At 40.1% G+C, this 25,323-nt stretch carries 21 protein-coding genes; 12 read left to right on the forward strand and 9 right to left on the reverse strand.

The genetic code is table 11. The features are described 5' to 3' along the window. Positions 1-7: 7 nt before the first annotated feature. Together PSH48_RS02890 and PSH48_RS02895 are read left to right on the forward strand one after the other, a co-directional pair. A complete protein-coding gene (locus tag PSH48_RS02890) occupies positions 8-1,021 on the forward strand; it encodes an ABC transporter ATP-binding protein (RefSeq protein WP_273610872.1) in 1,014 nt (337 codons plus the stop codon). Positions 1,022-1,039: 18 nt separating this feature from the next. Next, positions 1,040-1,678 carry a Vat family streptogramin A O-acetyltransferase gene (locus PSH48_RS02895; RefSeq protein ID WP_273610873.1) on the forward strand — a complete coding sequence of 213 codons (639 nt, stop codon included), beginning with the start codon at positions 1,040-1,042 and terminating at the stop codon, positions 1,676-1,678. Between the two features lie 18 nt (positions 1,679-1,696). Here the strand turns inward: PSH48_RS02895 and PSH48_RS02900 are convergent, their stop codons facing one another. Further along, positions 1,697-2,131 carry an ATP-binding protein gene (locus tag PSH48_RS02900; RefSeq protein ID WP_004586647.1) on the reverse strand — a complete coding sequence of 145 codons (435 nt, stop codon included), beginning with the start codon at positions 2,129-2,131 and terminating at the stop codon, positions 1,697-1,699. Positions 2,132-2,578: 447 nt separating this feature from the next. Between PSH48_RS02900 and asnS the strand changes: the two genes are divergently transcribed. Together asnS and PSH48_RS02910 are read left to right on the forward strand one after the other, a co-directional pair. Continuing rightward, entirely contained in the window at positions 2,579-3,976 is a 1,398-nt protein-coding gene (gene asnS, locus PSH48_RS02905; RefSeq protein ID WP_024033570.1) for an asparagine--tRNA ligase, read from the forward strand. Between the two features lie 152 nt (positions 3,977-4,128). Further along, positions 4,129-5,061 (forward strand): PstS family phosphate ABC transporter substrate-binding protein, encoded by a 933-nt coding sequence (locus PSH48_RS02910; RefSeq protein ID WP_273609215.1) that lies wholly within the window; start codon positions 4,129-4,131, stop codon positions 5,059-5,061. A gap of 50 nt (positions 5,062-5,111) precedes the next feature. On the opposite strand, the gene PSH48_RS02915 is transcribed toward PSH48_RS02910, so the two are convergent. Beyond that, on the reverse strand, positions 5,112-6,038 hold the full coding sequence (locus tag PSH48_RS02915; RefSeq protein WP_273610874.1) for an electron transfer flavoprotein subunit alpha/FixB family protein: 927 nt from the start codon (positions 6,036-6,038) through the stop codon (positions 5,112-5,114). Then, positions 6,039-6,788 carry an electron transfer flavoprotein subunit beta/FixA family protein gene (locus PSH48_RS02920; protein ID WP_054982548.1) on the reverse strand — a complete coding sequence of 250 codons (750 nt, stop codon included), beginning with the start codon at positions 6,786-6,788 and terminating at the stop codon, positions 6,039-6,041. A gap of 206 nt (positions 6,789-6,994) precedes the next feature. Between PSH48_RS02920 and PSH48_RS02925 the strand changes: the two genes are divergently transcribed. The 6 genes from PSH48_RS02925 to PSH48_RS02950 all read left to right on the forward strand — a co-directional run bounded on the left by PSH48_RS02925 (position 6,995) and on the right by PSH48_RS02950 (position 13,930). Beyond that, complete coding sequence (locus tag PSH48_RS02925) at positions 6,995-8,641, forward strand: electron transfer flavoprotein-ubiquinone oxidoreductase (RefSeq protein WP_273610875.1); 1,647 nt, start codon at positions 6,995-6,997, stop codon at positions 8,639-8,641. A gap of 133 nt (positions 8,642-8,774) precedes the next feature. After that, complete coding sequence (locus tag PSH48_RS02930) at positions 8,775-9,239, forward strand: acyl-CoA thioesterase (protein ID WP_004586653.1); 465 nt, start codon at positions 8,775-8,777, stop codon at positions 9,237-9,239. A 240-nt stretch (positions 9,240-9,479) separates the two neighbouring features. Then, positions 9,480-10,049, forward strand: coding sequence for an outer membrane beta-barrel protein (locus PSH48_RS02935; protein ID WP_004586654.1), 570 nt, complete (start codon positions 9,480-9,482; stop codon positions 10,047-10,049). A gap of 292 nt (positions 10,050-10,341) precedes the next feature. Further along, the gene (gene tsaA, locus PSH48_RS02940; protein WP_029773613.1) at positions 10,342-11,046 is read left to right on the forward strand and encodes a tRNA (N6-threonylcarbamoyladenosine(37)-N6)-methyltransferase TrmO; all 705 of its coding nucleotides are present in this window, start codon (positions 10,342-10,344) and stop codon (positions 11,044-11,046) included. 90 nt (positions 11,047-11,136) lie between these two features. After that, positions 11,137-12,861 (forward strand): proline--tRNA ligase, encoded by a 1,725-nt coding sequence (locus tag PSH48_RS02945; protein ID WP_004586656.1) that lies wholly within the window; start codon positions 11,137-11,139, stop codon positions 12,859-12,861. Positions 12,862-13,090: 229 nt separating this feature from the next. Then, positions 13,091-13,930 (forward strand): UDP-2,3-diacylglucosamine diphosphatase, encoded by an 840-nt coding sequence (locus PSH48_RS02950; RefSeq protein WP_029773612.1) that lies wholly within the window; start codon positions 13,091-13,093, stop codon positions 13,928-13,930. 17 nt (positions 13,931-13,947) lie between these two features. Here the strand turns inward: PSH48_RS02950 and PSH48_RS02955 are convergent, their stop codons facing one another. From PSH48_RS02955 to PSH48_RS02970, 4 genes are all read right to left on the reverse strand, one after another. Then, positions 13,948-17,004: an ATP-binding protein gene (locus PSH48_RS02955; protein ID WP_273610876.1), complete on the reverse strand. Its 3,057-nt coding sequence runs from the start codon at positions 17,002-17,004 to the stop codon at positions 13,948-13,950. A gap of 292 nt (positions 17,005-17,296) precedes the next feature. Beyond that, complete coding sequence (locus tag PSH48_RS02960; protein WP_024033560.1) at positions 17,297-18,505, reverse strand: ABC transporter permease; 1,209 nt, start codon at positions 18,503-18,505, stop codon at positions 17,297-17,299. Then, positions 18,498-19,286, reverse strand: a complete 789-nt coding sequence (locus tag PSH48_RS02965) for an ABC transporter ATP-binding protein (protein ID WP_024033559.1) — start codon at positions 19,284-19,286, stop codon at positions 18,498-18,500. The genes PSH48_RS02960 and PSH48_RS02965 overlap by 8 nt, the downstream gene beginning before the upstream one ends. After that, entirely contained in the window at positions 19,283-20,095 is an 813-nt protein-coding gene (locus tag PSH48_RS02970; protein WP_273610877.1) for a DUF3025 domain-containing protein, read from the reverse strand. The genes PSH48_RS02965 and PSH48_RS02970 overlap by 4 nt, the downstream gene beginning before the upstream one ends. A 113-nt stretch (positions 20,096-20,208) precedes the next feature. On the opposite strand from PSH48_RS02970, the gene PSH48_RS02975 reads away from it, so the two are divergent. Then, on the forward strand, positions 20,209-21,834 hold the full coding sequence (locus PSH48_RS02975) for a M28 family metallopeptidase (RefSeq protein WP_273610878.1): 1,626 nt from the start codon (positions 20,209-20,211) through the stop codon (positions 21,832-21,834). Between the two features lie 140 nt (positions 21,835-21,974). Continuing rightward, positions 21,975-23,144 carry a putative manganese transporter gene (locus PSH48_RS02980; RefSeq protein WP_273610879.1) on the forward strand — a complete coding sequence of 390 codons (1,170 nt, stop codon included), beginning with the start codon at positions 21,975-21,977 and terminating at the stop codon, positions 23,142-23,144. A gap of 68 nt (positions 23,145-23,212) precedes the next feature. On the opposite strand, the gene PSH48_RS02985 is transcribed toward PSH48_RS02980, so the two are convergent. After that, positions 23,213-23,578, reverse strand: a complete 366-nt coding sequence (locus PSH48_RS02985; RefSeq protein WP_273602616.1) for a DUF805 domain-containing protein — start codon at positions 23,576-23,578, stop codon at positions 23,213-23,215. A gap of 139 nt (positions 23,579-23,717) precedes the next feature. Further along, on the reverse strand, positions 23,718-25,316 hold the full coding sequence (locus tag PSH48_RS02990) for a dihydrolipoyllysine-residue acetyltransferase (protein WP_273610880.1): 1,599 nt from the start codon (positions 25,314-25,316) through the stop codon (positions 23,718-23,720). Between the last annotated feature and the right edge of the window lie 7 nt (positions 25,317-25,323).

The raw sequence follows: 25,323 nt of genomic DNA on the forward strand, positions 1-25,323 counted from the left end.
AAAACAAATGCTATCTGTAAGCCAGTTGTCTATAGATTACGGCAGTAACCGTGTAGTAAGCGATTTAAATATATCGTTAGGTGAAAATGAAATTCTCATGCTAGTAGGCCCTACGGGCTGCGGTAAAAGTACAATATTGCAAGCACTTGCAGGGCTTATCCCCATTAGCGAGGGCGAAATAAACGTAGGCAAATGGCGCGCAACGCCAAAACGTAATGTGCCCCCTGAAAAACGCAGTGTTGGTATGGTGTTTCAAGATTTTGCATTGTTTCCACATTTAACGGTTGAGCAAAACATTTGTTTTAGATTAAAAGACACCGCCATTGCCGATCATTGGGTTAAACTACTTGGTCTAAATGATTTTAGAGCAAAAAAGCCAGCCACCCTCTCTGGTGGTCAAAAACAGCGTGTAGCACTTGCGCGTACACTTGCTCACCAGCCAGATTTTGTGTTACTTGATGAACCACTTTCTAACCTTGATGCCGCATTAAAAGATATGCTGCGCTGGGATATAAGAAACGCCTTAAAAGAAGCGGGAGTGCCTGCCGTGTGGGTTACTCACGACCAAGAAGAAGCGCTTTCGGTAGGTGACCGTGTAGGTGTATTACAAAACGGTAAAATACAACAACTCGATAGCCCTGAACAATGCTTTAGCATGCCAAACAACCGCTTTGTAGCACGCTTTTTAGGTGAGGCAAGCTTTATTGCTGGGCAGTTTGAAAATGGCCAAGCAACCACCAGTATTGGCGTAGCACCAGGCCAAGGTATAGACTGCGACAGTGGCGATGTAGATGTGTTGCTTCGCCCTGACGATGTACAGCTTATTCAAAACTTAAATCAACCTAACGGTGAAGTTGTTTGGGTACGCTTTGAAGGTGGCAGCCGTTTATGTGCGGTTAAATTAAGCTGTAATACGCTCGTTACTAGCCGTGTAAGCCACGAGGTTGTGGTTAATCCGGGTGACAGCGTTCATGTATCTATTGTTACTACTCACCCGCTGGCTGTGTATAAAAAACAATAATTAAACTATGAGGTAGCTATGTCTAAACAGGGCCCTAATCCAAATAACCCAGCCCCTGTTGAGGGCTTTCCTCAGGTTGGCTTTTTAAAAAACTTTATTACCTCGCCTAATATAGTGGTGGGTGATTATACCTATTACGACGATCCTGACGGCCCTGAAAACTTCGAAAAAAATGTCCTTTACCATTTCGATTTTATTGGGGATCGTCTCATTATTGGGAAGTTTTGCGCCATAGCTAAAAATGTGACCTTTATAATGAACGGCGCTAATCATCAAACAGCGGGGTTTTCTACCTATCCATTTTTTATATTTGGCAACGGCTGGGAAAAATCGGCCCCGCAGGCTGGCGAGTTACCCTTTAAAGGCAATACGGTTATCGGTCACGATGTATGGATTGGTTATGACGCAACCATAATGCCAGGGGTAAATATTGGCAGTGGCTCTATCATTGCAAGTAAATCGGTGGTTACCTTCGATGTAGCCCCTTATAGCGTGGTAGGTGGTAATCCGGCAAAAGTAATTAAGCCCAGGTTTGATAGCAACACAATAAGTACGTTATTAGATATAGCTTGGTGGGATTGGAGCAATGAAAAAATCACTGCTCATCTAGATGCCATTACTCAATGTGATTTAAGCGCTTTAATAAAGCTTAAATAAGCCATAAGTAACACTCACCTACCACTCAAACATGTACGCCATTTTACTAATGGTTTTTAAAGGCACGTTATGCGTGTTGCGCTTAGCGTATAAATGCTGCATAGACTTGTCTTTTACTTCACCAACAATAACTTCTTTAACTTGATAACCAAGTGCATGTGCTGCTTGAGAGTACGCAATAAACTCCCATTTTTTTATATTGGTGTTATCAACAATTACAAGCGGAATATTTTGCGCTAAAGCATTTATAAAGCGCGCTAAATTTAAATTATGATATTGCGGTAGTTTAAATTTATCAAAGTGATACTCGCCTTGTTCATTGACAAAGTAGTCATCGGTTGAACAAATTAAATACTGGCTTGTATCTACTCCACCAAGCTCATCGGCTAGGGTTTGTGCATAGTAAGACTTACCACTTCCTGGTAGCCCTCTTAAAATAAAAACTTGTTTCATAGCATCCATTTCTGGGTAATGGTAAATATTAAATAGTTAAAATTATGATGTGCTGATTTACCGGCTTAATTGTTACTTATTATTTCATCATTGTAAGCCATTAGAATAACGCTGAAGCAGTTAGCGCGCCCACTAGCTTACAAATTTTGCTCGGTGATTAAATAGCCTCAAGGTTGGCTAATTTCAATCCGTAGAGTCAACACGCAGTAATAATGCCACAAAATCACTAAATTTCAGAGCACCAAATAACAATAGTGGTAATTTAAAGCAAAAAACGCTTTAAAAGTAACCCACTTGCATAAAAACTTTTAAAGAGTTGCTCACAATAGTTTTTTTATTTTATTTAACTAGGTAAGATACACGGTTCAAGTTCAACGCAGTAAATTTAACCGCTGCGTTGAGTAGTTAATATTATACAGTTAGGCAACTTATATCATTGGAGTGAAGATGAGCCATTTAGCGATTTCAGAGCTATTAAAAGGCAATGTTGCGGTAGACAGCCAAGTAACAGTAAAAGGCTGGATCCGTACACGCCGCGATTCAAAAGCAGGAATATCATTTTTAGCCGTTCATGACGGTTCGTGTTTTGATCCTATTCAAGCGGTAGTTCCTAATTCACTAAATAATTATGATGAAGTTACTAGCTTAACAGCCGGTTGTTCTGTGTCGGTTACTGGTGTGTTAGTGCAATCTGCAGGTAAAGGTCAGTCATTTGAAATTCAAGCTAATTCTGTCACAGTTTTAGGTTGGGTAGAAAACCCAGATTCATACCCTATGGCCGCTAAGCGCCACAGCATTGAGTATTTACGTGAGCACGCTCACCTTCGCCCACGTACAAACATGATAGGTGCAGTAACACGTGTGCGTAACTGTTTAGCACAAGCTATTCACCGTTTTTACCACGAGCAAGGCTTTTACTGGATCAGCACCCCAATCATCACAGCCAGTGACTGTGAAGGCGCAGGTGAAATGTTCCGCGTATCAACACTTGATATGCAAAACTTGCCACGCACTGATAAAGGCGACGTTGATTACAGCGAAGACTTTTTTGGTAAAGAAGCCTTTTTAACGGTATCTGGCCAGTTAAATGGTGAAACATACGCATCGGCTATGTCAAAAATTTACACCTTTGGCCCAACATTCCGTGCAGAAAACTCAAACACGTCTCGTCACTTGGCTGAGTTTTGGATGGTTGAACCTGAAGTAGCATTTGCTGATTTAGAAGATATTGCAAAACTTGCTGAAAACATGCTTAAGTACGTATTTAAAGCGGTACTTGAAGAGCGCCGTGACGATATGGAATTTTTTGCACAACGTATCGAAAAAACAGCGATTAGCCGTTTAGAAGAGTTTGTAGAAAAAGACTTCGCCCAAGTTGATTACACTGACGCCGTAGAAATACTTAAATCATGTGGTAAAAAGTTTGAGTACGCCGTTGAATGGGGTGTAGATTTACAATCTGAGCACGAGCGCTACTTAGCTGAAGAGCACTTTAAAGCACCGGTTGTTATAAAAAACTACCCGCGCGATATTAAAGCGTTTTACATGCGCCAAAACGAAGACGGTAAAACCGTTGCCGCTATGGACGTTGTAGCACCAGGCATTGGTGAAATTATTGGTGGTTCACAACGTGAAGAGCGCCTTGATGTGCTTGATGCGCGTTTAGATGAAATGGGCTTAAACAAAGAAGATTACAGCTGGTACCGCGATTTACGTAAATACGGTAGCGTGCCACACTCTGGCTTTGGTTTAGGTTTTGAACGCCTAGTTGCTTATGTTACAGGTATGGGCAACGTACGTGATGTGATTGCCTTCCCTCGTACTAAAGGCAGCGCAACCTACTAATCAAATTAATTGATTTTAAAAGCCAGCTTTTTTGCTGGCTTTTTAATGCCTGTTGTTTTTTAATTATGGCTTTGTAAAATACTGTTTATAAATTAGAGATTTATAAATTTTGAACTATAGTTTTATAACGAATTCGTTATTTGGCTAATAGCATGATAAAAAACCTTATTTTGGCAGCCACCGTACTGCTTTCTTCCTCTAACATTGCAACATCAGTTTCTGATATTGCCCCCGATCACAAGCCTTTACTTATAGGCGGCTCTTCTTCGGTCTCGCACCTATTGCATTTATTAAAGCCCAACTATGAAGAGCAAACTAATACAGCCATGCAAATCCGCTCTATGGGCAGTACTAAAGGCATTAAAGCCATAGCACAAAACATTATTGATATTGGTACAGCATCACGCTATTTAACCAATGCAGAGCAAGAGCAATACCCTCATGTACGTCAAATTGTTATTGCGCAAGATGCGCTGGTATTTTTTACTAATAAAAAAAATAACATTGATTCGCTAAGCGTAGAGCAACTCAGCGACATTTATTCGGGCAAATATAAGACGTGGCAAGAAATTAACCCAGATTATAAACCAGAGACACAAAGAGATAATAAAATTCTTCTGTTTAGTAAGGCCTATAACCATGGCACATTTGATATTTTATTAGAGTTTTTAAACCTATCTTTTATGCGGGTTCCAAATGGTAATACAATTAAACTAAAGCAGGCTGGTAACCGAGGGTTATTTCCTAAAATGGAAGTGCAAATGTATGACGAATTTAACCAAGCCCTTGGCATAGTACAACGCATGCCCAATGCCATTGCTTTTGACTCTTACGGTGCAGTCTCGCAGCTGCAGGGCTCTAAAAAAATAAATAAAATAAATTTACTCGGTATCAATGGCGTTAACGTTTCAGATGAAACTATTAAAAATGGTGAATATACGTTTGTTCGCCCACTAATTTTATTGGTAAATAGCCAATCGAGCCGCTCTGTAGAACAAACAGAGCTGCTGCTCAATTTATTAAAAGATAAGCGTGTTTTAGATACTTTGTCAGCGCATCATTATTCTTTGGTTGAGGCTGAATAAAAAAAGCCGCAGGAACCTAAGTTCACCGCGGCTTTACAACCAGAATATGTTTATAGCGCGTTTTCAAGCTGCGGTAATACCTCAAATAAATCAGCAACCAGGCCGTAATCTGCCACCTGAAATATAGGTGCGTCTGGGTCTTTATTAATCGCTACAATAACTTTTGAGTCTTTCATACCTGCTAAATGTTGAATAGCACCACTTATGCCCACGGCAATATACAGATTAGGCGCCACGATTTTACCCGTTTGCCCTACTTGCATATCGTTAGGTACAAAGCCTGCATCAACGGCAGCACGAGACGCACCAATTGCAGCGCCTAACTTGTCAGCAATACCGTTTAATAAAGCAAAGTTTTCACCATTTTGCATGCCACGACCACCTGATATAACCACCTCAGCTGCAGTTAGCTCAGGACGCTCTGACTCGGTTTGTTCAACACTTACAAAGTCACTTAATTGATTATCACTTAGCGTATCTAATGCATTTATGATGGCAGGTGATTGTTGGCTTTGTAAGTCAAAACTACTCGCTCGTACGGTGATCACTTTTTTACTATCAAGCGATTTAACCGTGGCAATTGCATTACCGGCGTAAATGGGGCGTTTAAATGTACCGCTATCTATTACTTCTATTATTTCTGACACTTGCGCAACATCTAAAAGCGCTGCAACGCGAGGCATAAAGTTTTTACCTGTGGTGGTTGCACTGGCAACAATATGCGTATAATTATCGGCAATAGTTAAAACAAGCTCGGCCATATTTTCAGCTAACTGATGCTGATAAAGTGCATTATCGGCAGTGAGTACAATTGTTACACCTTCAATACTGGCAACCTGTTCGCTCATTGCGCCTATATTTAAGCCCGCAATAAGTACATCTATATCAAAGCCTAATTTACTTGCCGCATTGATTGTTTTTGAGGTTTCTGGTTTTAGTGCACCGTTATCGTGCTCTGCAATTACAAGTGTTTTCATTTAAATCACCTTTGCCTCTGTTTTAAGTTTCTCTACCAGCTGGGCTACATCTTCAACAATAATACCGCCACTACGCTTAGCCGGCTCTTCTACTTTCATTAACTGTACGCGGGGTGTTAAATCTACACCTAACGAATCTGCTGCTATTACATCAAGTGGTTTACGCTTTGCTTTCATTATATTTGGCAGCGATGCATAGCGAGGCTCGTTTAAGCGTAAATCGGTAGTTACAATAGCGGGCAGTTTAAGTGCAACAGTTTGCAAGCCACCATCTACCTCACGAGTTACATTCACTGTGTTACCGTTTATATCCACCTTAGAGGCAAACGTACCTTGGCCGCGCTTAGTTAAAGCCGCAAGCATTTGGCCTGTTTGGTTGTTGTCTGAGTCAATAGATTGCTTGCCTAAAATAACTAGTTCTGGGGCTTCTTGCTCAACTAATTTTGCTAATAATTTAGCAATGTGCAGCGATTCTAGTTTTTCATCGGTTTCGATGTGAATGGCTTTATCTGCACCTAATGCAAGTGCGGTGCGTAGCTGCTCTTGCGCTGCTTTTGCACCAATTGTTACCGCTATAACCTCTGTTGCTGTGCCCGCTTCTTTTAATCGAATGGCCTCTTCTATCGCAATTTCACAAAATGGGTTCATTGCCATTTTTACATTTGCTAAGTCAACGTCGCTGTTATCAGCCTTTACGCGTGCTTTAACGTTGTAATCGATCACTCTTTTTATTGGAACGAGAACTTTCATAGGAACTCCATCTATATTTAAACCTACAAGCTAACGTTTACGTCAACCTATTTATTTTATGAATTCAGACTACTTCCTGTTGACGTAAACGTCAACCTAAAATAACCTTAAAGTATTCACAGCCTGTAACATTTAATGTGCAAGTATTAAAAAGGCTGCATTGCTTATCTAATTTAGCTAAGCCCGTCATTGATTAAGAGGTTATTATGGTCGAACGTGAAACCATGGAATTTGATGTAGTTATTGTAGGTGCGGGCCCAGCGGGCCTTGCCAGTGCTATTAAGCTCGCACAGCTAGCGCAAGAAAAACAACAAGAACAAACTATCTGTGTGGTAGAAAAAGGCTCCGAGGTAGGCGCGCATATTCTTTCAGGTGCTGTATTTGAAACCAAAGCCTTAGATGAGCTTTTGCCTAACTGGCAAGAGCTTGGCGCTCCCGTCACTACACAAGTGACACAGGATGAAATTTATTGGTTTAATAACAGCGAAAAAGCCACTACTCTCCCTCGCTTTGCGACCCCTAAAACATTTCATAATGAAGGTAATTACATTGTTTCTATGGGCAATGTGTGCCGATGGCTTGCCGAGCAAGCTGAAAATTTAGGCGTTGAAATATTCCCAGGCTTTAGCGCTCACTCTTTAATTATTGAGCAAGACACCGTTAAAGGCATTATTACAGGCGATATGGGCGTTGATAAAGACGGCAATGAAAAAGATGGTTATATGCCAGGTATGGAACTTCGCGCTAAATACACTGTATTTGCTGAGGGGTGTCGCGGCCATTTAGGTAAGCAGCTTATCAACGAGTTTGCGCTTGATAAAGATGTGTCACCACAGCACTATGGCTTAGGCTTTAAAGAGATTTGGCAAATAGATGCCAGTAAGCACCAGCAAGGTAAAGTAGTGCATGGTACGGGCTGGCCGCTAAGTGGCGATACCAATGGCGGCTCTTTTATGTATCACTGCGATAACAATCAAGTGGTTGTAGGGTTAATTGTTGATTTAAATTATTCTAACCCGCATTTAAGCCCGTTTGATGAGTTTCAACGAATGAAACACCACCCTGTTTTTAAGCAAACCCTTGAAGGGGGTGAACGCATTGCCTATGGCGCCCGTGCAATTGCAAAAGGCGGCCTTCACTCGCTGCCAAAAATGCATTTTGCTGGTGGCTTATTAATAGGTTGCGATGCCGGTACACTCAATTTTGCCAAAATTAAAGGTAACCATACCGCAATGAAATCAGGCATGGTGGCGGCAGACGTTATTTTTAAAGCACTCCAAAATGGCCAAGCTAATACTGATTTAGCTGATTATAACAACGCGTTTGAAAATTCTTGGGCTTATAAAGAGCTTTACCAATCGCGTAATTTTGGCCCCGCTATGCATACCTTAGGTAAGTTTGCTGGGGGTGCGTATAATACCCTTGATCAAAACATCTTCAACGGTGCACTGCCCTTTACCTTTAAAGACAACACGCCCGATTACGACACGCTAAAAGATGCAGCTAACAGCCCTCACATTGACTACCCTAAGCCTGATGGCCTACTTAGCTTTGATAAGCTCTCTAGCGTGTTTTTATCTAATACTAACCATGAAGAGTCGCAGCCTTGCCATTTAAAGCTTAAAGATCCCGCCATTCCTATTGCGGTTAATTTAGTAAAGTTTGACGAGCCCGCACAGCGCTATTGCCCTGCAGGGGTATACGAAGTGCAACAAATTGAAGGTGAAGATCAGTTTGTGATTAATGCTCAAAACTGTGTGCATTGTAAAACTTGCGACATAAAAGACCCAAGCCAAAACATTACGTGGGTAACACCCGAAGGTGCTGGCGGGCCAAACTACCCTAATATGTAACTATTTTATGCACAAAGGTGCATTAAAAACCTATCTTTTACATATAAATTATAAACCTATCCTAAATTGCAGGGGCTTCGGCCCCTTTTTTACGGTATGCTCATAGGTAAGTTTCATAAAGTGAGTATTTAATATGCCGTCGTCAAATGTTGTATTTCGTTTTTTAGCAGAGCCTACCGATGTAAATTTTGGTGGGAAGGTTCATGGTGGTGTGGTCATGAAATGGATTGACCAAGCGGGTTATGCCTGCGCTGCAGGTTGGAGCGGCCATTATTGTGTTACTGTTTCTGTTGCTGGGGTTAAATTTAGACGCCCTATTTTGGTTGGGCAAATTGTCGAAGTTGAAGCAAAAATTGCGCATACAGGGTCAACAAGTATGCAGATATTTATTCAGGTACGGTGTGGCGATCCTAAAACTCAAAACATGGTAGAAACAAACCACTGTGTTATTAGCTTTGTAGCAATGGACGAAACAGGTTACCCGGTAGAGGTTCCTGCTTTTAAAGCACAAACAGAAGAAGATATTAAATTGGAAAACTACGCTATTAAAATGAAACAAATTGCAATTGAGACAGAAAATTTGCTTCATAAAGTATAAAAGTACAATGTAAAATTCACATAGACCATGTAAAAGGTACAACCTTTACTTAGAAAACAAAAAACTAAAAAAGTTCACCCTGCTTATAAAAAATACAAAATAGCCGTAAAAATGCCGTATAAGTCGTTTTTACGGCTATTTTGTAACCACAGCCTATTGTTGGCATGCTCACTGCAAATAACTAATTGTCGTTTGATAAGTTAAATCAAACATTTATTATTTTTTTAAAGGAGCTATACAATGATTAAAACACTTTCTCTTTCTGCAATTGCTTTAGCAACACTGGGTTTTAACTCTGCAGCACACGCTGACATTACGGATTTTGATTCTCCTCGTATTTATACAGGTGTTGGTTATGGCCAATACTCATTTGAATTTGAAGACAGCGAAAACGACACTGAATTTGATGACGATGCACAAATGCTAAAAGGTTACATTGGTACACAATTTAACGAACACTTTAGTGTTGAGTTAGCTTATCAAAACTTTGATGAAGTGAGCGACATCGACAGCAAAGCAGAAGTTGATGGTGTGTCATTAGCAGCTATTTTAGCGGCTCCGCTTTCTGAAAGCTTTTCAGTATATGCTAAAGGTGGTTGGTTTGAATGGGATGCAGATGTAGAGCAAGAGCTTCCTGTTGGTAGCATTTCAGCATCACAAGACGGCGGCGATGTGTTTTACGGCGCAGGTATTCAATACGCATTTTCTAACAATGTTCAAATGCGCTTAGAGTACGAACGCTACGAACTAGATGATGAAATTGACCCTGAAATGGATGTTGCATCAGTATCAATACAATACATGTTTTAATTAGCATTTAAAACACTTAAGGGTGAGCCATGTGCTCACCTTTTTGTTGTTTATACATAATATCCATCCGCAATAATAGTTAATAATTTTGCGGCGCTAAACGTGTCGCTCCAGCCTCAAAATAGCTCCACTTAATTTAGCAAATTGGAATAAACACTAATCGCTATATTTTAAACCGCTTAGTCTAATACCCAATTAAACCAGCTAGTCTAAAATATAACGCATTAACTGTACTGCTATAAATACTAAATAGAGGTAGAATAGCGCCCTATTTTTTAGTTAACTGAGCATTATGAGCGATTATAGCATTTCGGCTGTTGGCCACATTCAATCCCCTTATAAACAAAAGTTTGCAATACCTAGGCAGCCACGTTTAGTGCCTCAAGCTAAAGCCAAACTTATTTTTACTGCTGAGTTTAATCGTGAAGAATTTGTCCGTGGTATTGAAGAGTTTAGCCATATTTGGCTGTTGTTTAGGTTTCATGAAACCGCCGATAAAGGCTATTCAGCTATGGTGCGCCCACCACGTTTAGGCGGTAATGAGCGCAAAGGCGTTTTTGCAACGCGCGCCACATTTAGACCCAATGCCATTGGGATGAGCGCTGTAAAACTTGAAGGTGTTGAGTATAAAAACGGCCAACTTAGTTTACTGCTTGCTGGTATAGATTTACTCGATGGCACGCCTATTGTCGATATAAAGCCTTACTTACCGTATTCAGATGCAATGCATGACGCCAGTGCCGGTTTTGCCGATACCCGACCAGAAACACAAATGAGTGTCGCGTTTTCACCCGAGGCTATTGATTTTATTGCCAAGCAAACACACTATCCTGAGCTTGAAGATTTTATTGCTAATGTACTAAAACAAGACCCACGCCCTGCCTATAAAAAACAAAAACAAGGCGAGCAAAGTTATGGTATGACTCTGTATAATTATAATATACGCTGGCAGGTTAACGGCGAGCATAACTTAGTAACAAGTATAGAAAATAACTAAAAAGTGCAGTTAGCGCTTTAGTGTAAAAGCAAGCGCTGGTAAACTTAGCGCCCTATTAAAAAGAACATATTACTTAATTTCGGAAAAATCATGCGTACCAGTCAATATATACTCGCAACACTTAAAGAAACGCCATCAGATGCTGAAATTGTTTCGCATCAATTAATGCTTAGAGCCGGTATGATCCGTCGCGTCGCTTCGGGTTTATATACATGGTTACCCTCTGGTTTACGCGTGCTTCGTAAAGTAGAAAATATTGTTCGTGAAGAAATGGATAAAGCAGGCGCAATAGAAATGTTGATGCCGGTTATTCAGCCTGCTGATTTATGGCAAGAGTCTGGCCGTTGGGAGCAATTTGGTCCTGAACTTGTGCGCTTTAACGACCGCCATAACCGTGAGTTTGCGCTAGGTCCTACGCATGAAGAAGTAATTACAGATTTTGTTCGCAAAGAGATTAGCAGCTATAAACAACTGCCTGTTACTTTGTACCAAGTACAAACTAAAGTGCGCGATGAAAGACGCCCACGCTTTGGTGTAATGCGTGCACGTGAATTTACGATGAAAGATGCGTATTCATTTCATTTAAGTGAAGCGTGTTTAGATGCCACATATAAAGTAATGCACAAAGCGTACTGTAATATTTTTGAACGCTTAAACTTAGAATACCGCCCAGTACTTGCTGATACGGGCTCTATTGGTGGTAGCTTATCACATGAGTTTCATGTACTTGCTGAATCAGGTGAAGACGCGATTGCCTTTAGTGATGCAAGCGATTATGCAGCTAACATCGAAAAAGCAGAAGCGTTAGCTCCAACTCAAAGTCGTCCTGAGCCATCTAAAGAGCTTAAAGCGTTTCCTACACCAGATGCTAAAACCATTAGCGAGCTTAAAAAGCACTACGGCGTTAAACCACACCGCGGTGTTAAAACATTAATTGTTTACGGTACGCCAGATGAAAACGAACAACGTGGTTTAGTTGCGCTTGTACTACGTGGCGATCACGAGTTAAACGAATTAAAGGCTGAAAAGCACCCTCTTGTAGACTCTCCACTTGAAATGGCCACTGAGGCTGACATTGTTGCGGCTATTGGTGCAAAGCCAGGCTCACTTGGCCCGGTGGGTTTATCAATGCCAATTATTGTAGACAGAACTGCTAATGTAATGGCAGATTTTGTTGCCGGTGCTAATAAAGATGACGAGCACTTTAGTGGAATTAACTGGGATCGCGATGTTAAAGAATATCAAGTTGCTGATATTCGTAACATTGTTGAAGGCGATCCGAGCCCGTGTGGACAAGGCACTTTACAAATTAAACGCGGTATTGAAGTTGGTCATATTTTCCAACTTGGTACTAAGTACTCAGAAGCCATGAAAGCAGGCGTACTGAGCGAGTCGGGTAAAAACCAAGTAATGACTATGGGTTGTTACGGTATTGGTGTTTCGCGCATTGTGGCAGCGGCTATTGAGCAAAATAATGATGATTACGGTATTATTTGGCCACAATCTATTGCCCCATTTGATTTAGCTATTGTGCCAATGAACATGCATAAGTCTCATCGTATTCCTGATATTGCTAATAATCTATACCAAGGTTTAAAAGATGCAGGCCTAGATGTTTTATTTGATGATCGTAAAGAGCGCCCTGGCGTTATGTTTAACGACATGGAATTAATGGGTGTACCTTATACTTTAGTGATTGGTGAGCGTAACCTTGATGAAAATAAGGTTGAGCTTAAAAATCGCCGCACAGGTGAAAAGTTAATGGTTGATTTAGACACCGCAATAGAGACTATTAAAGCGGCTGTTAAAGGTTAATAACACCTACGCTTAAAACAAACTATAAGGCCGCATTTAAACATGCGGCCTTTATTATGCGCGTTTAATGGTAATATATATAAAAGCTAGTCACCTAATCTCCTTTCCATAACAATAAACTTTAATTAGCTGGTTTGATATAAATTGTCATGGAGGCTTCGCTAAAGTGTCTCATAAGTGTCATTAGATTTATCTACAGTGTTTAATTATTACACTATGGATGACGGGCATGACAAACAATCAACAGCGTAAAAAACAACATTATCCAGCCGTTTGGATATCGGATGTACATTTAGGGTATAAAGACTGTAGAGCCGACTATTTATTAGATTTTTTAAATTCAATTGAATGCGATACGCTTTATTTAGTGGGTGATATTGTTGATTTGTGGTCGATGAAGCGCAGTTTTTATTGGCACCCATCTCATTACCAAGTGCTTAGTTGTATACAACAAAAAGCACTTGATGGCACCCGTGTAATATACATACCTGGTAACCACGACGAGACCTTTCGCCACTACATAAATCAAACTTTATTTGGTGTAGAGGTCCACCAGCAGTTTATTCATACCACAAAAGCCAATAAACGCTTTTTACTGATCCACGGTGATGACTTTGACTCGGCAACCCGCTACAACAAGCTCATTAGTATTGCAGGCGATGCAGGTTACGACTTACTGCTGTTTTTAAATCGTTGGACTAACCGAGTTCGTAAAGTGTTTGGCGGTAACTACTATTCGCTTGCTGCATGGATAAAAGCACGCGTTCATAAAGCCCGTGAAGCCATTGCAGCTTTTGAAGATGCCGCTATACATGAGGCAAAAAAACAAAAAGTCGATGGAATCATTTGCGGACACATCCATCACCCTAAAATTAAAGTCGTAGATGGTATAGTGTATTGTAATGATGGTGATTGGATTGAAAGCTGTACCGCATTAGTTGAGCAACCAAACGGTAAAATAGAGCTGTTGCATTGGTCTGATACGCAAAAAGTACTTGATACAGCCGATGTAACCAGCTTAGTTAAACCTATTCAAACTGATACCAAACCAAGTAAGTCAGCAGCTTAACTGCTGACTTAGCTCATTTAGTTTAACCAGGTTAGCAGCCTATTTTTAAGCGTTTTAGGCTTTATTGGCTTGGTAATATAATCATTCATGCCAGCGGTAATGCAACGCTCTCTATCGCCTTCCATTGCACTTGCGGTCATGGCAATAATTGGAATGCTAATATACTCAACCCCAGCTTTAGCATTTCTTATCTCGCTGGTGGTATCGTAGCCATCTAGGTTAGGCATTTGGCAATCCATTAAAATTAAGTCAAACGGTTGCTCTTGATTAAATTTAAGGGCCGAGAGTGCTTCTATACCATCACTTGCACAGGTAATTTTTATCCCTGTGCGTTTTAAAATAGCCTTCGCTACCTCAATGTTAATCATGTTGTCGTCTACCAATAATACATGATATTTAGACAACTCAGGCTCTGGCTCTACGTCGTTTGCTTGTTTAGGCGCGGTTAAAACAAACTCATTATTAGCGCCAAAAATACTGCCTAGCTTATAGGTAAATTGATCTTGCGTAAGTGGTTTGTGCAAAATGTGGCTATGCTCAGGAAACACCTTTTTAGATTGCTTATTAACCACCATGTCTCGCAATATAAGCACATATTTTTTATCTGCCTTTTCGCAGTAGCTTATTAGCGCATTAACTTGCGGGTGTTCGTCATCAATAATCAGTAAATCGGCATCAAATTCGCTGTGTTCACTAAAGTAGTCGAGCCTTGTAATATGGCTCGGCTGAATTTTACAGGTTTGAGTTAATAATCCGCATACATTTTTAAATACGTTATCGCGCGCAATAAGCGCCGCTACACTGACCTCTTTAGAAAGCTCAATGCCGGTATTAAGTTTTTGCTGTTGCGCCACATGTAACTCTACCGTGGCAATAAAGGTGCTGCCTACGCCCTTTTCACTGCTAACGGTGATATTACCGCCCATTAATTGCGCCAATTTTTTACATATAGATAACCCTAAACCGGTGCCACCAAAATGGCGCGTAGTGCTTGAATCTTCTTGGGTAAACACATCGAACAGTTTATCGATGTTTTCAGGGGCAATACCAATACCGGTGTCTTTAATTATAAAGCTCATTAAAATTTTACTGTCGGTAATGTATTTAGAGTTTAAGGTTAAACTTACTTCGCCTTTATGCGTAAACTTAAACGCATTATTTATTAAATTAATTAAAATTTGCTTAAGGCGATGGCTATCACCAATAACCATTCTATCAACCACGTTTTGGGTATTTAAAAAGACCTCTAACCCTTTACGTTGGCCCTGCAGCGCAATTGAATTGATCATATCGCTACAGACAGAGATAACATCAAACGAGTGATTATCAATATCTAGTTTGCCCGCTTCAATTTTAGAAAAATCTAAAATATCGTTAATTAAACTCATTAACGAATGTGCACTGCTATTGGCTAATTTTAAATAGTGTTGCTGTTGCTCATTGAGGCTGTCTTCTTTAAGCATTTCAAGCATGCCTAAAACACCGTTCATGGGTGTGCGTATTTCGTGGGAAATATTGGCTACAAAGTCACTTTTTGCTTGGCTTGCGGCAAGGGCTTGGTCAATCGCTCGCTCAAGTTCAACAGTACGCTGAGATACCTTTAACTCTAACGTGCTATTTAAACCCTGTAACTGTGATTGAGTGTGCTTTAACGAGCTGATATTACGCAAAATAGCAGCAACCTGGTAACGATTGCTAAATACATCAAATACGCTGGTAAGCGTGATTGAATAATATTCTTTATTGCCATCATCACCAGTATAAACCGCTTCAAATGGCATTTTAGAGCCATGCTCTATGGTTTCACTAATGCAGTTTTTATCTTCATCTGCAAGGGTAAATAAGTTACTAAAGCGGGTGTTGTCATTACCTAGCCTACTTGCAAAAACTTTTTTAGCCGTTTGATTACAGTGAATAATGGTTTCATCACTGTCTATGGTAAAAATAGCGTCGAGTGAATTTTCAATCACTTTATTATTTTGCTCTGTTAAAGAGTGTATAAGCAGCTTGCGATTAATATAACGCTGATATAACAGCGTTATAATTATAAATATAGTAAAAAATGTGGCGGTGATGGCAATAAAACTTTCGCGCCTTTTTGCAACGCGTTCCAACAAGGTTTCAGAATCAATAGAAACGGCCATCTCTAACGGCAGCATGGCAATATCGCCTTCAAAACTTACTCGTTTATTTAAAAAGTACTGTTTTGGCGCATCACCTATTAACAATGTTTCGTGAGAGTTCATGTTTTGTGTGGGGCTAAATTCATCGCTCCAGGTTTTGGCTTGGTTAAATTCAAAGCCAAACCGTAAATCAGGGTTTGGGTGGTATAAAAATTCGCTTTCATTATTAAGCAAATAAATATTAATCCCAGGTGGAAGTTCAAACGTTAAACTTTCAAATAACTTATCTGCGGAGTAGTTTGTCACTAAAATTGCAAACACTTGCTTTAAATGATCAAAAACAGGCTTAGCTACGCGGTATGTACTCACAAAGGGTTTTTGTATTTCACCGTTTTCGCGGTTGTAGTTAATAGGCGATATATACACGCTTTTTTCATCAAGCATGCTGGCTTTAAGTACGTAGTCTCGCCCGCCTTTTTTTTGCAGTTGTGCGCCCTCTAGCCTAATTATGTCACCTAAAAAGCGGTCTACACGTACTATCTCTTGGCCATTTTCAGCAAGCATAATGTAACGTGCTTGCAAAATAGAATCGTCGGTTTGCATAAACCCGCTAAAAATATCAGCAAGGCGGTCTTGCCATACAGCAATTGGGGTTTGTAATAATGGGTCGATTAATTGGTTGTCGGTCGCTCTAGATATACCTTGAATAGGTGGAGTGGCGTTTAAAAAGCGAATAGCGGTAATACTGTCGTTTAAATGATTTTTTAAAGACGCGGCTTTTGTTTCAAGCTCACGATTGAGTTCATTACGTGCATCGTTATATATCTCTGCGCGTACTTTTTTTTCAAACACATATACCGAAGGCAATGCAATAACTAAAAAAACAATAATGGCAACCAGTAATAATTTATTACCTTTTGCTGCTGTTATAAATACATTCCTTTTTAGCATTGAACCCTCACTCCTCACTATTTTCTAGGTTAGATTATAGAGGATTATTTGATAAAAAATAGAAGTAAAAATAATTAGTTACTTAAAAAAGTGTAATTAAAGTTTGAACAAATACTCTAAACCAATCACTTAGTATTACTATTAAAAAGCAGTGTTAATTTAAGATGAATACCATTCTAAAAAACATACAAATTAATATAGACGGCAAATAAAAAAATTATAAGCGATAACAGTAATGGGTAGTAAAAGTAAACGAGCAAGGCAATACCCTGCCCGTTTATAAAACCTTAAACTATCTAAATAATACGTCTTCGCGGTTAAACCACTTAACACAAAAAGCAAGTAATGCCCCAGCTATAATAGCTGTTGCTAAAAATATTAAGCCTACAAGGGTGTAATCTACCGTGCCTTTAACAATTTCTTTAATTGCGAGCGCAACATTAGTAACAGGAATAAAAGCAGTTTTAGCTGTTAGCTCTACATTAGGCATAATGGATACAATGATGGGAAAAAACACCCCCATACTCAATGGTGCCATGTAGTTTTGAGCTTCTTTAAATGTACGAGCATAAATAGATATTGCTAACGCCAATGCTGAGAATATCGCGGCAATAGGTAGTAACAATACAAAAATCATTAATAAATCGCTTACCGCTAATGAGCTAAATGCTGTTTTAATTACTTCTAGGTCTGCAAATGCAAGGGCTACCGCTATCCACCCGCCCATACTGAGTACAGTTATAGTTGTTGATGCAATTGAGGTGGTCAGTAAGGTTATAAATTTGCCTAGTACAAGCTCGGTACGCGTAATAGGTGTAAGCAATAAGGTTTCTAATGTACCGCGCTCTTTTTCACCTGCACCTAAATCTATTGCTGGGTACGTAGCACCCATAAGAACTATGGGAATAAGTAGGTAGGGCAAAAAGCCACCTAGTTTTTCACCTAAGTTTTCACGTTTATCGGCGGTATCAACCTTTACTACTTCAATAGGGGTTAAAAGTGCTAAATGAGCTTCTTTTTCAATACCAAAACTGATTAATTTTTCTGTTTGTAATGCATCGCTATATTCTTTGGCGAGCTCTTTTACACGCTGAAATAAAAAGTTGATAGATTTAGCATCATTAAATACCACTTCCCACTTACTTTGCTGGGCATCATTTAAGGCTTGTTTAGCGTTAGTGGGTAAATATATACCCATGTCTATATCACCTGCGATTACCCCTTCTTTTAGCTCTTCGATGCTATTAAAGGTTTTAGCACCTTTATAAAGTTCAAAGCTTTTATGATAAAACACTTTTTCGGTAAATTCTGGCGCGTAGTCGCCATTAATAATGGCGTAGGTATGTACCTTTTGTTCAGCATCGAGTGCCGCTTGAGAGCTAATAAACGCCATAACGGCAAATAATAAGGGAAACACCGCAACGGGTAGAGCGACTACAAACAACAAGGTTTTTTTATCGCGTAAGAGTTCTGTTAATTCCTTTTTAAAAACTTCAAACATCGTGTTTCTCCGTTAAAATATTCATAAACGCTTGGTTTAGCTCTTCACTATTACCTGCCTGTTTGAATTCAGCAAGTGTGCCATCAAAGCAGCTTACGCCTTCATTAATTACCGCAACACGGTCACATAAAAGGGCCACTTCATCTAAATGGTGCGTTGAAAAAATAACAGGCGTGCCTTGCGCCTTTAAGCCTTTTATAAAGTTGATCACTGTTTGTGTGGTCATGATATCAAGGCCTGTTGTTGGCTCATCGAGTACCACCACTTCTGGGTGATGTACCACAGCACGGGCAATATTAGCTTTTTGCTTCATGCCGGTAGATAAGTTTTCTGCACGTTTATCAATAAATTTATGCATGTCGAGCAAAGTAAAAAGCTCTTCACAACGAGCCGCTATTTGCTCTTTGTTCATTCCATGAAGCTTTGCAAAGTATTCAATATTTTCTTTAACGGTCAGACGACCATACAAACCAGTTGAACCGGATAAAAAACCAATAGACTTGCGCCCTACTAACGGCTTTTTAATTATGTCGTTGCCGGCAATAGTTATTGTGCCTTCATCGGGCTTAAGTGCAGTTGAGAGCATACGCAATGTAGTAGTTTTACCCGCGCCATTAGGGCCAAGTAACCCTAACACTTCACCTTTTGCACATTGAAAGCTGACATCTCTTACAGAATGAAAAAAATCTTTATCTTCACGCGGGTCTATATCATCAACTTTATTTTTTTTATGATCCTTGGTTAACTTAAACTTTTTTTTAAGCCCTGCGACTTCTATCATTTTCGTATCCTTCGTTTAGCTCTAAAGTAGTCGGTATTATCATAGAACGATTCATTCTCATTTGCGTCATGCCACCCTGGTACACCTAATAATGGCAATGGAGAAAGCTGTTTGTTATCGGCTAAGCAATGCTCTATTTTTATCTTCTCATAAAGTACTTGGTCTAGGTACTGATATTGAGTAACTAAATCTTTACAAAATATTTCATCCGGTACACTTACAAATAACGCTTTACCCGTTAAACCAATATAGGGTTTTGTAAGCATTTCATAATTAGCGTGGCCAAACATAAAAGGTTGTATTGTTTTGCCCCACTCTTCTCGGTGAGTTATAAATGCAGTTTTCCATTGATGGTCTGTTAAAAGCGTTTGCCACTTAGTATCACTAATGGCAAGCACCACGCCGCACTCGTCAAATAATGTGAGTGCATTACGATGTTTAGTACGTTGCTTTAAGCCATGTTGCGCTATTTCTTGCACGTGGCGCTGATTAATAAGCGCCTTAGTTTTTGGAAACAAACACCAAATAAAGCCACCAAATAAGTCGTGCCAATTTTTACTACGTGTAGGCACTACGCCAGTTTCAAAAATGACTTGCTCGTAATAGCGCTCACCAAAATCAACGTTTGCATCGTCTTCAAACGTTATTGGCAGGTTATTAGCATTAATGGCATTCAAATACACAGTGAACCAATCGGGGGTTGGCCAATCAGTTTGTTTATCAATATTAAACAGTGTTCGTAAGTGCTCAAACGCACCGCTTTTCAAACTACTAACTTGCCATTGCTCGGGCGGAGTAAAGCGCTTCATTTATACCTTTAACAATTTATGCTGTTAATTTGCGGGCAGTTTACCGCAAAAACTGGTTCTAATTAATAGAAGTTAATATACTAATCACATCTTAGAACAAGAATAGAGCTACTATGAAACGATATTTCTCTCTCACACTGATTGCTGGCGCTGTGTTAGCTGGCTGTGCAACAACAAGTATTACACCTACCGATGTAACAAATGGTTACAACAGTATTAAAGCAGATGAACTTGCAGCGCACATTAAAGTGCTTGCCTCTGATGAATTTGGCGGTAGAGCGCCTTCATCTGAAGGTGAAAAGTTAACGCTTGATTACTTAACTACACAATTTAAAGCATTAGGGTTTGAACCTGGTAATGGTGATAGCTTTTTACAAGAAGTGCCGCTTGTTTCATTAGAAGCTGATTCAAATATGGTATTAAGTATTGGTGGTAAAGATTATCAATACAAAAAAGACATGGTTATGGGCAGTAGCCGCATTAGCGCACAAGAAGGGATTGAAAATTCAGAGCTTGCCTTCGTAGGTTACGGTGTAAATGCCCCTGAATATAACTGGAACGATTACGAAGGCCTAGACGTAAAAGGCAAAACTGTTGTAATGCTTGTTAACGATCCGGGTTTTGCTACAAAAGATCCTACGTTATTTACCGGCGATGCAATGACCTACTACGGCCGCTGGACTTATAAATATGAAGAAGCGAGTCGTCAAGGTGCAGCCGGTGCTATCATCATTCACGAAACAGCCCCTGCGTCATACCCGTGGTCAGTGGTTGAAAACTCGTGGAGCGGTGAGCAGTTTGGTTTTCAAAAAGAGAACAACAATATGGACCGCGTTGCGGTTGAAGGCTGGGTAACCACTGATGTAGCTAAAGAGTTATTTGCTAAGGCGGGTCTTGATTTTGAGACTGCAAAAGCCAATGCAGCTAAAGGTGCGTATAACGTTGACATGGGCGATTTAACTGCATCGGTTAATGTTAAAAATACAATTAAAAAATCGGTGTCGTATAACTTTATTGCAACGTTGCCGGGTAGCGAAAAAGCGGATGAACATGTTATTTATTCAGCGCATTGGGATCACCTAGGTACAGATACAACCCGTAAGGGCGACCAAATTTATAATGGGGCACACGATAACGCCACAGGCACTGCGGGGCTAATTGAGGTTGCAGAGGCATTTACTAAGCTACCAAAGCACCCTACACGCTCAATGACATTTTTAGCTGTTACGGCTGAAGAGCAAGGCTTACTTGGATCTAAATACTACGCTGCTAACCCAGTTATTGCTGCCGATAAAACAGTCGCCAATATAAACATGGATAGCCTAAACTTATTAGGTAGAGTAAAAGACATGAACGTAGTAGGTTTAGGTAAGTCGCAAATGGACGACCTACTAGCCAAAGCAGCAAAAGAGCAAGGTAGAACAATAGCGGGCGACCCTAAACCATCATCAGGTGGTTATTACCGCTCTGATCATTTTGCATTTGCAAACATGGGTATTCCGGCTATGTATGCAGGCGGCGGTACTGTTGCTGCTGATGAGGATACAGCAAATTATCGTAAACGTATGAGCTTAGTGCTACGTGGTTGCTACCATCAACCCTGTGACAGATACCGCGATGAGTGGGATTTATCGGGTGCGGTGCAAGACTTACAATTGTTTTATAAAGTAGGCTTTGATATTTCTGAGCAAGCACAATGGCCAGCATGGTACGAAAACTCAGAGTTTCAACGCAAATAATGTATTTAGCCTGAGCGTAGGTTATTTACCATCGAAAAACTCAAACTGAGCTATCGATTTAAATAGATGCAAATGATATTGATTATCATTTGCAAAGTGTATACAGTGTGTCCTAGTTAAACTAAAACTGGGGCACACTTATGATTTTACTCTCTCAAATAGGATTTATTACGCCAGCTTCCAAACGGTTTGTTAGCCAAAATAAACGTTTACTCCTACCACTTTTTTTATTGGTATGTTTAGCTGTTCCTAGTCTTCGCGAAATAACCATTACTGCTCTCAGTGATGCGTTTTTTCAGGTTAGTGTATTTGTAGCGGCTACGTTACTTATTTACTACTACGCAATAGAACATATCCCTCAATTAGAAATGAGCTACTTAAGCGCTAAATCTAAGTCGCTTGAAGTGCTGTTTGCATCCGTTCTTGGCGCTTTACCCGGCTGTGGTGGTGCAATTATTGTGGTTACTCAATACACTAAAGGCCAAGCAAGCTTTGGGGCTATTGTTGCTGTACTTACCGCCACGATGGGAGATGCTGCTTTTTTACTGCTTGCTACGCGCCCCACTGAAGGTTTAACAATAATGGCTATAGGTTTAGTGGTAGGCACACTGTGTGGATTAATAGTTAATGCAATTCACAAACCTGATTTTTTACGTCCCAGCGCACAAGAGCAAAAACACCAAGTAAAAGTTTTGCCCACTAAAATAATAAAAATTAGCAAACCTGTGTGGATGTTTGCCATTATTCCAAGTTTAATCATTGCGTTTTTTATTGCCTTTAATGTGGACTTTAACCAATTTGGTCAATATACCAGCACCGGTATTAGCTTATTTGGTGCAGCAATGGCACTGTTTACGGTTGTTATTTGGGCCTACTCTTCTAAAGGTGAAACCTATAAAGAAATTACCTCTGAAGAGGATGAATGTAATCCGCCTTCAAAGCTTATAAAAGTATTACAAGATACCCATTTTGTAACTGCTTGGGTGGTGGCTTCGTTCATGCTGTTTGAAATATTAGTCAGTGTGGTAGGCCTTGATTTAAAAACCTGGTTTATGCACTACGCCTATTTAGCACCGTTAATTGCAGTCGTCATTGGTTTTTTACCTGGCTGTGGGCCACAAATAATTGTAACCACGCTTTATATACAGGGCATTATTCCTTTTAGTGCATTAGCTGCTAATGCGATTTCAAATGATGGCGATGCGTTGTTTCCTGCCATTGCAATGGCGCCAAAAGCGGCTGTAATTGCTACCTTGTATACCTCTATACCTGCTTTAGTTGTTGGTTACGGGCTTTACTTTTTAAGTTAACAGTTTAAAAAATCATAAGTACAAAAAAGCTCAGCAATTGCTGAGCTTTTTTAATGTTAGCGTATTATTTATACAGAAACAGGTTCAGCCGCTAACTCTTTTGGATTTGGGCCATAATCGTTCTCACCTTCATGTGAGTCTTGCGCAAGGAATACAATTATAACAATCCAGCCAATGATTGGCACTAACCAAAGTAGCTGCCACCAGCCAGAGCGGCCAGTATCGTGTAAACGGCGTGCGCCAGCGCTCAATTGAGGAATTAACAGTGCCAAGCTATAGACAGTACCAATTACAGCTACACCCATTAGCTCATCAACAACACCTAGTACTATGCTGATTAATAAATTTATTAAGTAAAACATCCAAAATGCTTTACGGCGATTACGTCCTGAAAAATCTGCGTAGCTACGCAGCGCGTTCATATAATGTTCCATTACAATTCCTTAGTGTTAGTTTTTATATTCCCTAGCGGGTTTGTTTTATTACCTTTTAGTAACATTTGTATCTTAATTAAAAACACCGCGCTTTAAAACAAAAAACCAGCAAATTGCTGGTTTTTTGTCAGTTTAATTTTTAACTCATTGCCATCATCATTGCCGATGGACTTTCTAGGTACGATTTCCACAAGTTATTAAAGCGAGCAATTGTACCGCCATCAATAACGCGGTGATCGCCTGACCAACTCACTTGCATAATAGCTTTGCTAACAACTTGGCCGCTTTCATCAAAGCGCGGTAAGTGTTGTAACTTCCCTAATGCTACAATAGCAACTTCTGGCTTATTAATAATCGGGGTCGCAATAGTGCCGCCAATTGCCCCAATATTTGAAATGCTAATGGTGCCCCCTTTTAAGTCATCTGGTGCTACTCGCCCCTCGCGTGCTGCATCAGTTAAGCTTGTTAAACTGTTTGCAACTTCAACAATACTCTTAGATTGGCACGATTTAATATTAGGCACTAGCAAACCCACTTTTGAATCCACTGCTACCCCAATATTATGATCGTCAAAGTAGGTAAGCTCAGTGCAATCATCATTTACTTTAGAATTAAGCACTGGGTACTCTTTCATCGCAAGCGATAACGCTTTGATAAAAAATGGCATCATAGTGAGCTTTACACCCTGCGCTTTATATTGCTCTTTTAAACTCGCTCGCAGGGCAATTAATTGCGTTAAGTCTATCTCGTCACTAAAGGTAAAGTGAGGGATTGTAGAGACCGAGGCCATCATTTGCTTTGCCATAGCCGCTTTAATGCCTTTAATTGGCTCTGCTCGCATACCACCGCTTTGTGTTTGTGGCGATTGTGGCTCTTTATTTTGAGTAACGCTGTTTTGAGTAGTAGCACTACTAAGTGGTGATGTATCTATTGTATTAGGTACCTCACCTTTAATAAATTCTTCTATGTCTTGTTTATAAATGCGGCCATTTTTACCACTGCCCGGTACGCACGTTAAATCAACATCAAGCTCTCGGGCTTTGCGCCTTACAGCTGGTGAGGCAACCGCTTTTTTATTAACAACTTTATTTGCTGTTGTCTGCTGCGTTGCTACAGATTTATCTGCCGCTTTACTTTGTGCTTTTACAACAGCTTCGTTTACATCTACATTGGGTTTAGCTGTACTGCCGGCTATGCTCATTTGAAATAACGGGCTATGTACCTGAGCAATTTCACCTTTTTGATAGTAAAGCTTTTGCACTGTCCCTGTGTATTTAGCCGGAATTTGTACCAGTGCTTTGTCAGTCATTACATCACACACAGCTTGATCTTCTTGTATTTCATCGCCCTCGGCCACTAGCCAATCAACTATCTCACACTCAACAATCCCCTCACCAATATCTGGAAGAATAAAATCTTCTAAATGCTCTGACGATGCGTTGTCGCTTTGTGTATTTTGCACTTGCTCTGTGTGTGTTTCATCGCTTTGGCTTTGCTCATCGCCTACATTCATAGCAAACAAGGGTGCATGAACCTGCGCTATCTCCCCTTTTTGATAATACAATTTAGTGATTACGCCATCGTGCACAGCCGGTATTTGCACTAGGGCTTTATCGGTCATCACGTCACAAATGGGTTGATCTTCTTTTACTGTGTCACCCTCTTGTATTAGCCATTCAACCACTTCGCACTCAACAATGCCTTCACCAATATCGGGTAATATAAAATCTTTAGCCATGGTATCC

Origin of the sequence: Pseudoalteromonas sp. Angola-4 (assembly GCF_028599265.1) — a bacterium.
GTDB classification, from domain to species: Bacteria; Pseudomonadota; Gammaproteobacteria; order Enterobacterales; family Alteromonadaceae; genus Pseudoalteromonas; species Pseudoalteromonas atlantica.

Bases quoted from the DNA above. Each gene is read 5' to 3' on its own strand.
- PSH48_RS02890 (WP_273610872.1), top strand. From the start codon at position 8: ATGCTATCTGTAAGCCAGTTGTCTATAGATTACGGCAGTAACCGTGTA.
- PSH48_RS02895 (WP_273610873.1), top strand. From the start codon at position 1,040: ATGTCTAAACAGGGCCCTAATCCAAATAACCCAGCCCCTGTTGAGGGC.
- PSH48_RS02900 (WP_004586647.1), bottom strand. From the start codon at position 2,131: ATGAAACAAGTTTTTATTTTAAGAGGGCTACCAGGAAGTGGTAAGTCT.
- asnS (WP_024033570.1), top strand. From the start codon at position 2,579: ATGAGCCATTTAGCGATTTCAGAGCTATTAAAAGGCAATGTTGCGGTA.
- PSH48_RS02910 (WP_273609215.1), top strand. From the start codon at position 4,129: ATGATAAAAAACCTTATTTTGGCAGCCACCGTACTGCTTTCTTCCTCT.
- PSH48_RS02915 (WP_273610874.1), bottom strand. From the start codon at position 6,038: ATGAAAACACTTGTAATTGCAGAGCACGATAACGGTGCACTAAAACCA.
- PSH48_RS02920 (WP_054982548.1), bottom strand. From the start codon at position 6,788: ATGAAAGTTCTCGTTCCAATAAAAAGAGTGATCGATTACAACGTTAAA.
- PSH48_RS02925 (WP_273610875.1), top strand. From the start codon at position 6,995: ATGGTCGAACGTGAAACCATGGAATTTGATGTAGTTATTGTAGGTGCG.
- PSH48_RS02930 (WP_004586653.1), top strand. From the start codon at position 8,775: ATGCCGTCGTCAAATGTTGTATTTCGTTTTTTAGCAGAGCCTACCGAT.
- PSH48_RS02935 (WP_004586654.1), top strand. From the start codon at position 9,480: ATGATTAAAACACTTTCTCTTTCTGCAATTGCTTTAGCAACACTGGGT.
- tsaA (WP_029773613.1), top strand. From the start codon at position 10,342: ATGAGCGATTATAGCATTTCGGCTGTTGGCCACATTCAATCCCCTTAT.
- PSH48_RS02945 (WP_004586656.1), top strand. From the start codon at position 11,137: ATGCGTACCAGTCAATATATACTCGCAACACTTAAAGAAACGCCATCA.
- PSH48_RS02950 (WP_029773612.1), top strand. From the start codon at position 13,091: ATGACAAACAATCAACAGCGTAAAAAACAACATTATCCAGCCGTTTGG.
- PSH48_RS02955 (WP_273610876.1), bottom strand. From the start codon at position 17,004: ATGCTAAAAAGGAATGTATTTATAACAGCAGCAAAAGGTAATAAATTA.
- PSH48_RS02960 (WP_024033560.1), bottom strand. From the start codon at position 18,505: ATGTTTGAAGTTTTTAAAAAGGAATTAACAGAACTCTTACGCGATAAA.
- PSH48_RS02965 (WP_024033559.1), bottom strand. From the start codon at position 19,286: ATGATAGAAGTCGCAGGGCTTAAAAAAAAGTTTAAGTTAACCAAGGAT.
- PSH48_RS02970 (WP_273610877.1), bottom strand. From the start codon at position 20,095: ATGAAGCGCTTTACTCCGCCCGAGCAATGGCAAGTTAGTAGTTTGAAA.
- PSH48_RS02975 (WP_273610878.1), top strand. From the start codon at position 20,209: ATGAAACGATATTTCTCTCTCACACTGATTGCTGGCGCTGTGTTAGCT.
- PSH48_RS02980 (WP_273610879.1), top strand. From the start codon at position 21,975: ATGATTTTACTCTCTCAAATAGGATTTATTACGCCAGCTTCCAAACGG.
- PSH48_RS02985 (WP_273602616.1), bottom strand. From the start codon at position 23,578: ATGGAACATTATATGAACGCGCTGCGTAGCTACGCAGATTTTTCAGGA.
- PSH48_RS02990 (WP_273610880.1), bottom strand. From the start codon at position 25,316: ATGGCTAAAGATTTTATATTACCCGATATTGGTGAAGGCATTGTTGAG.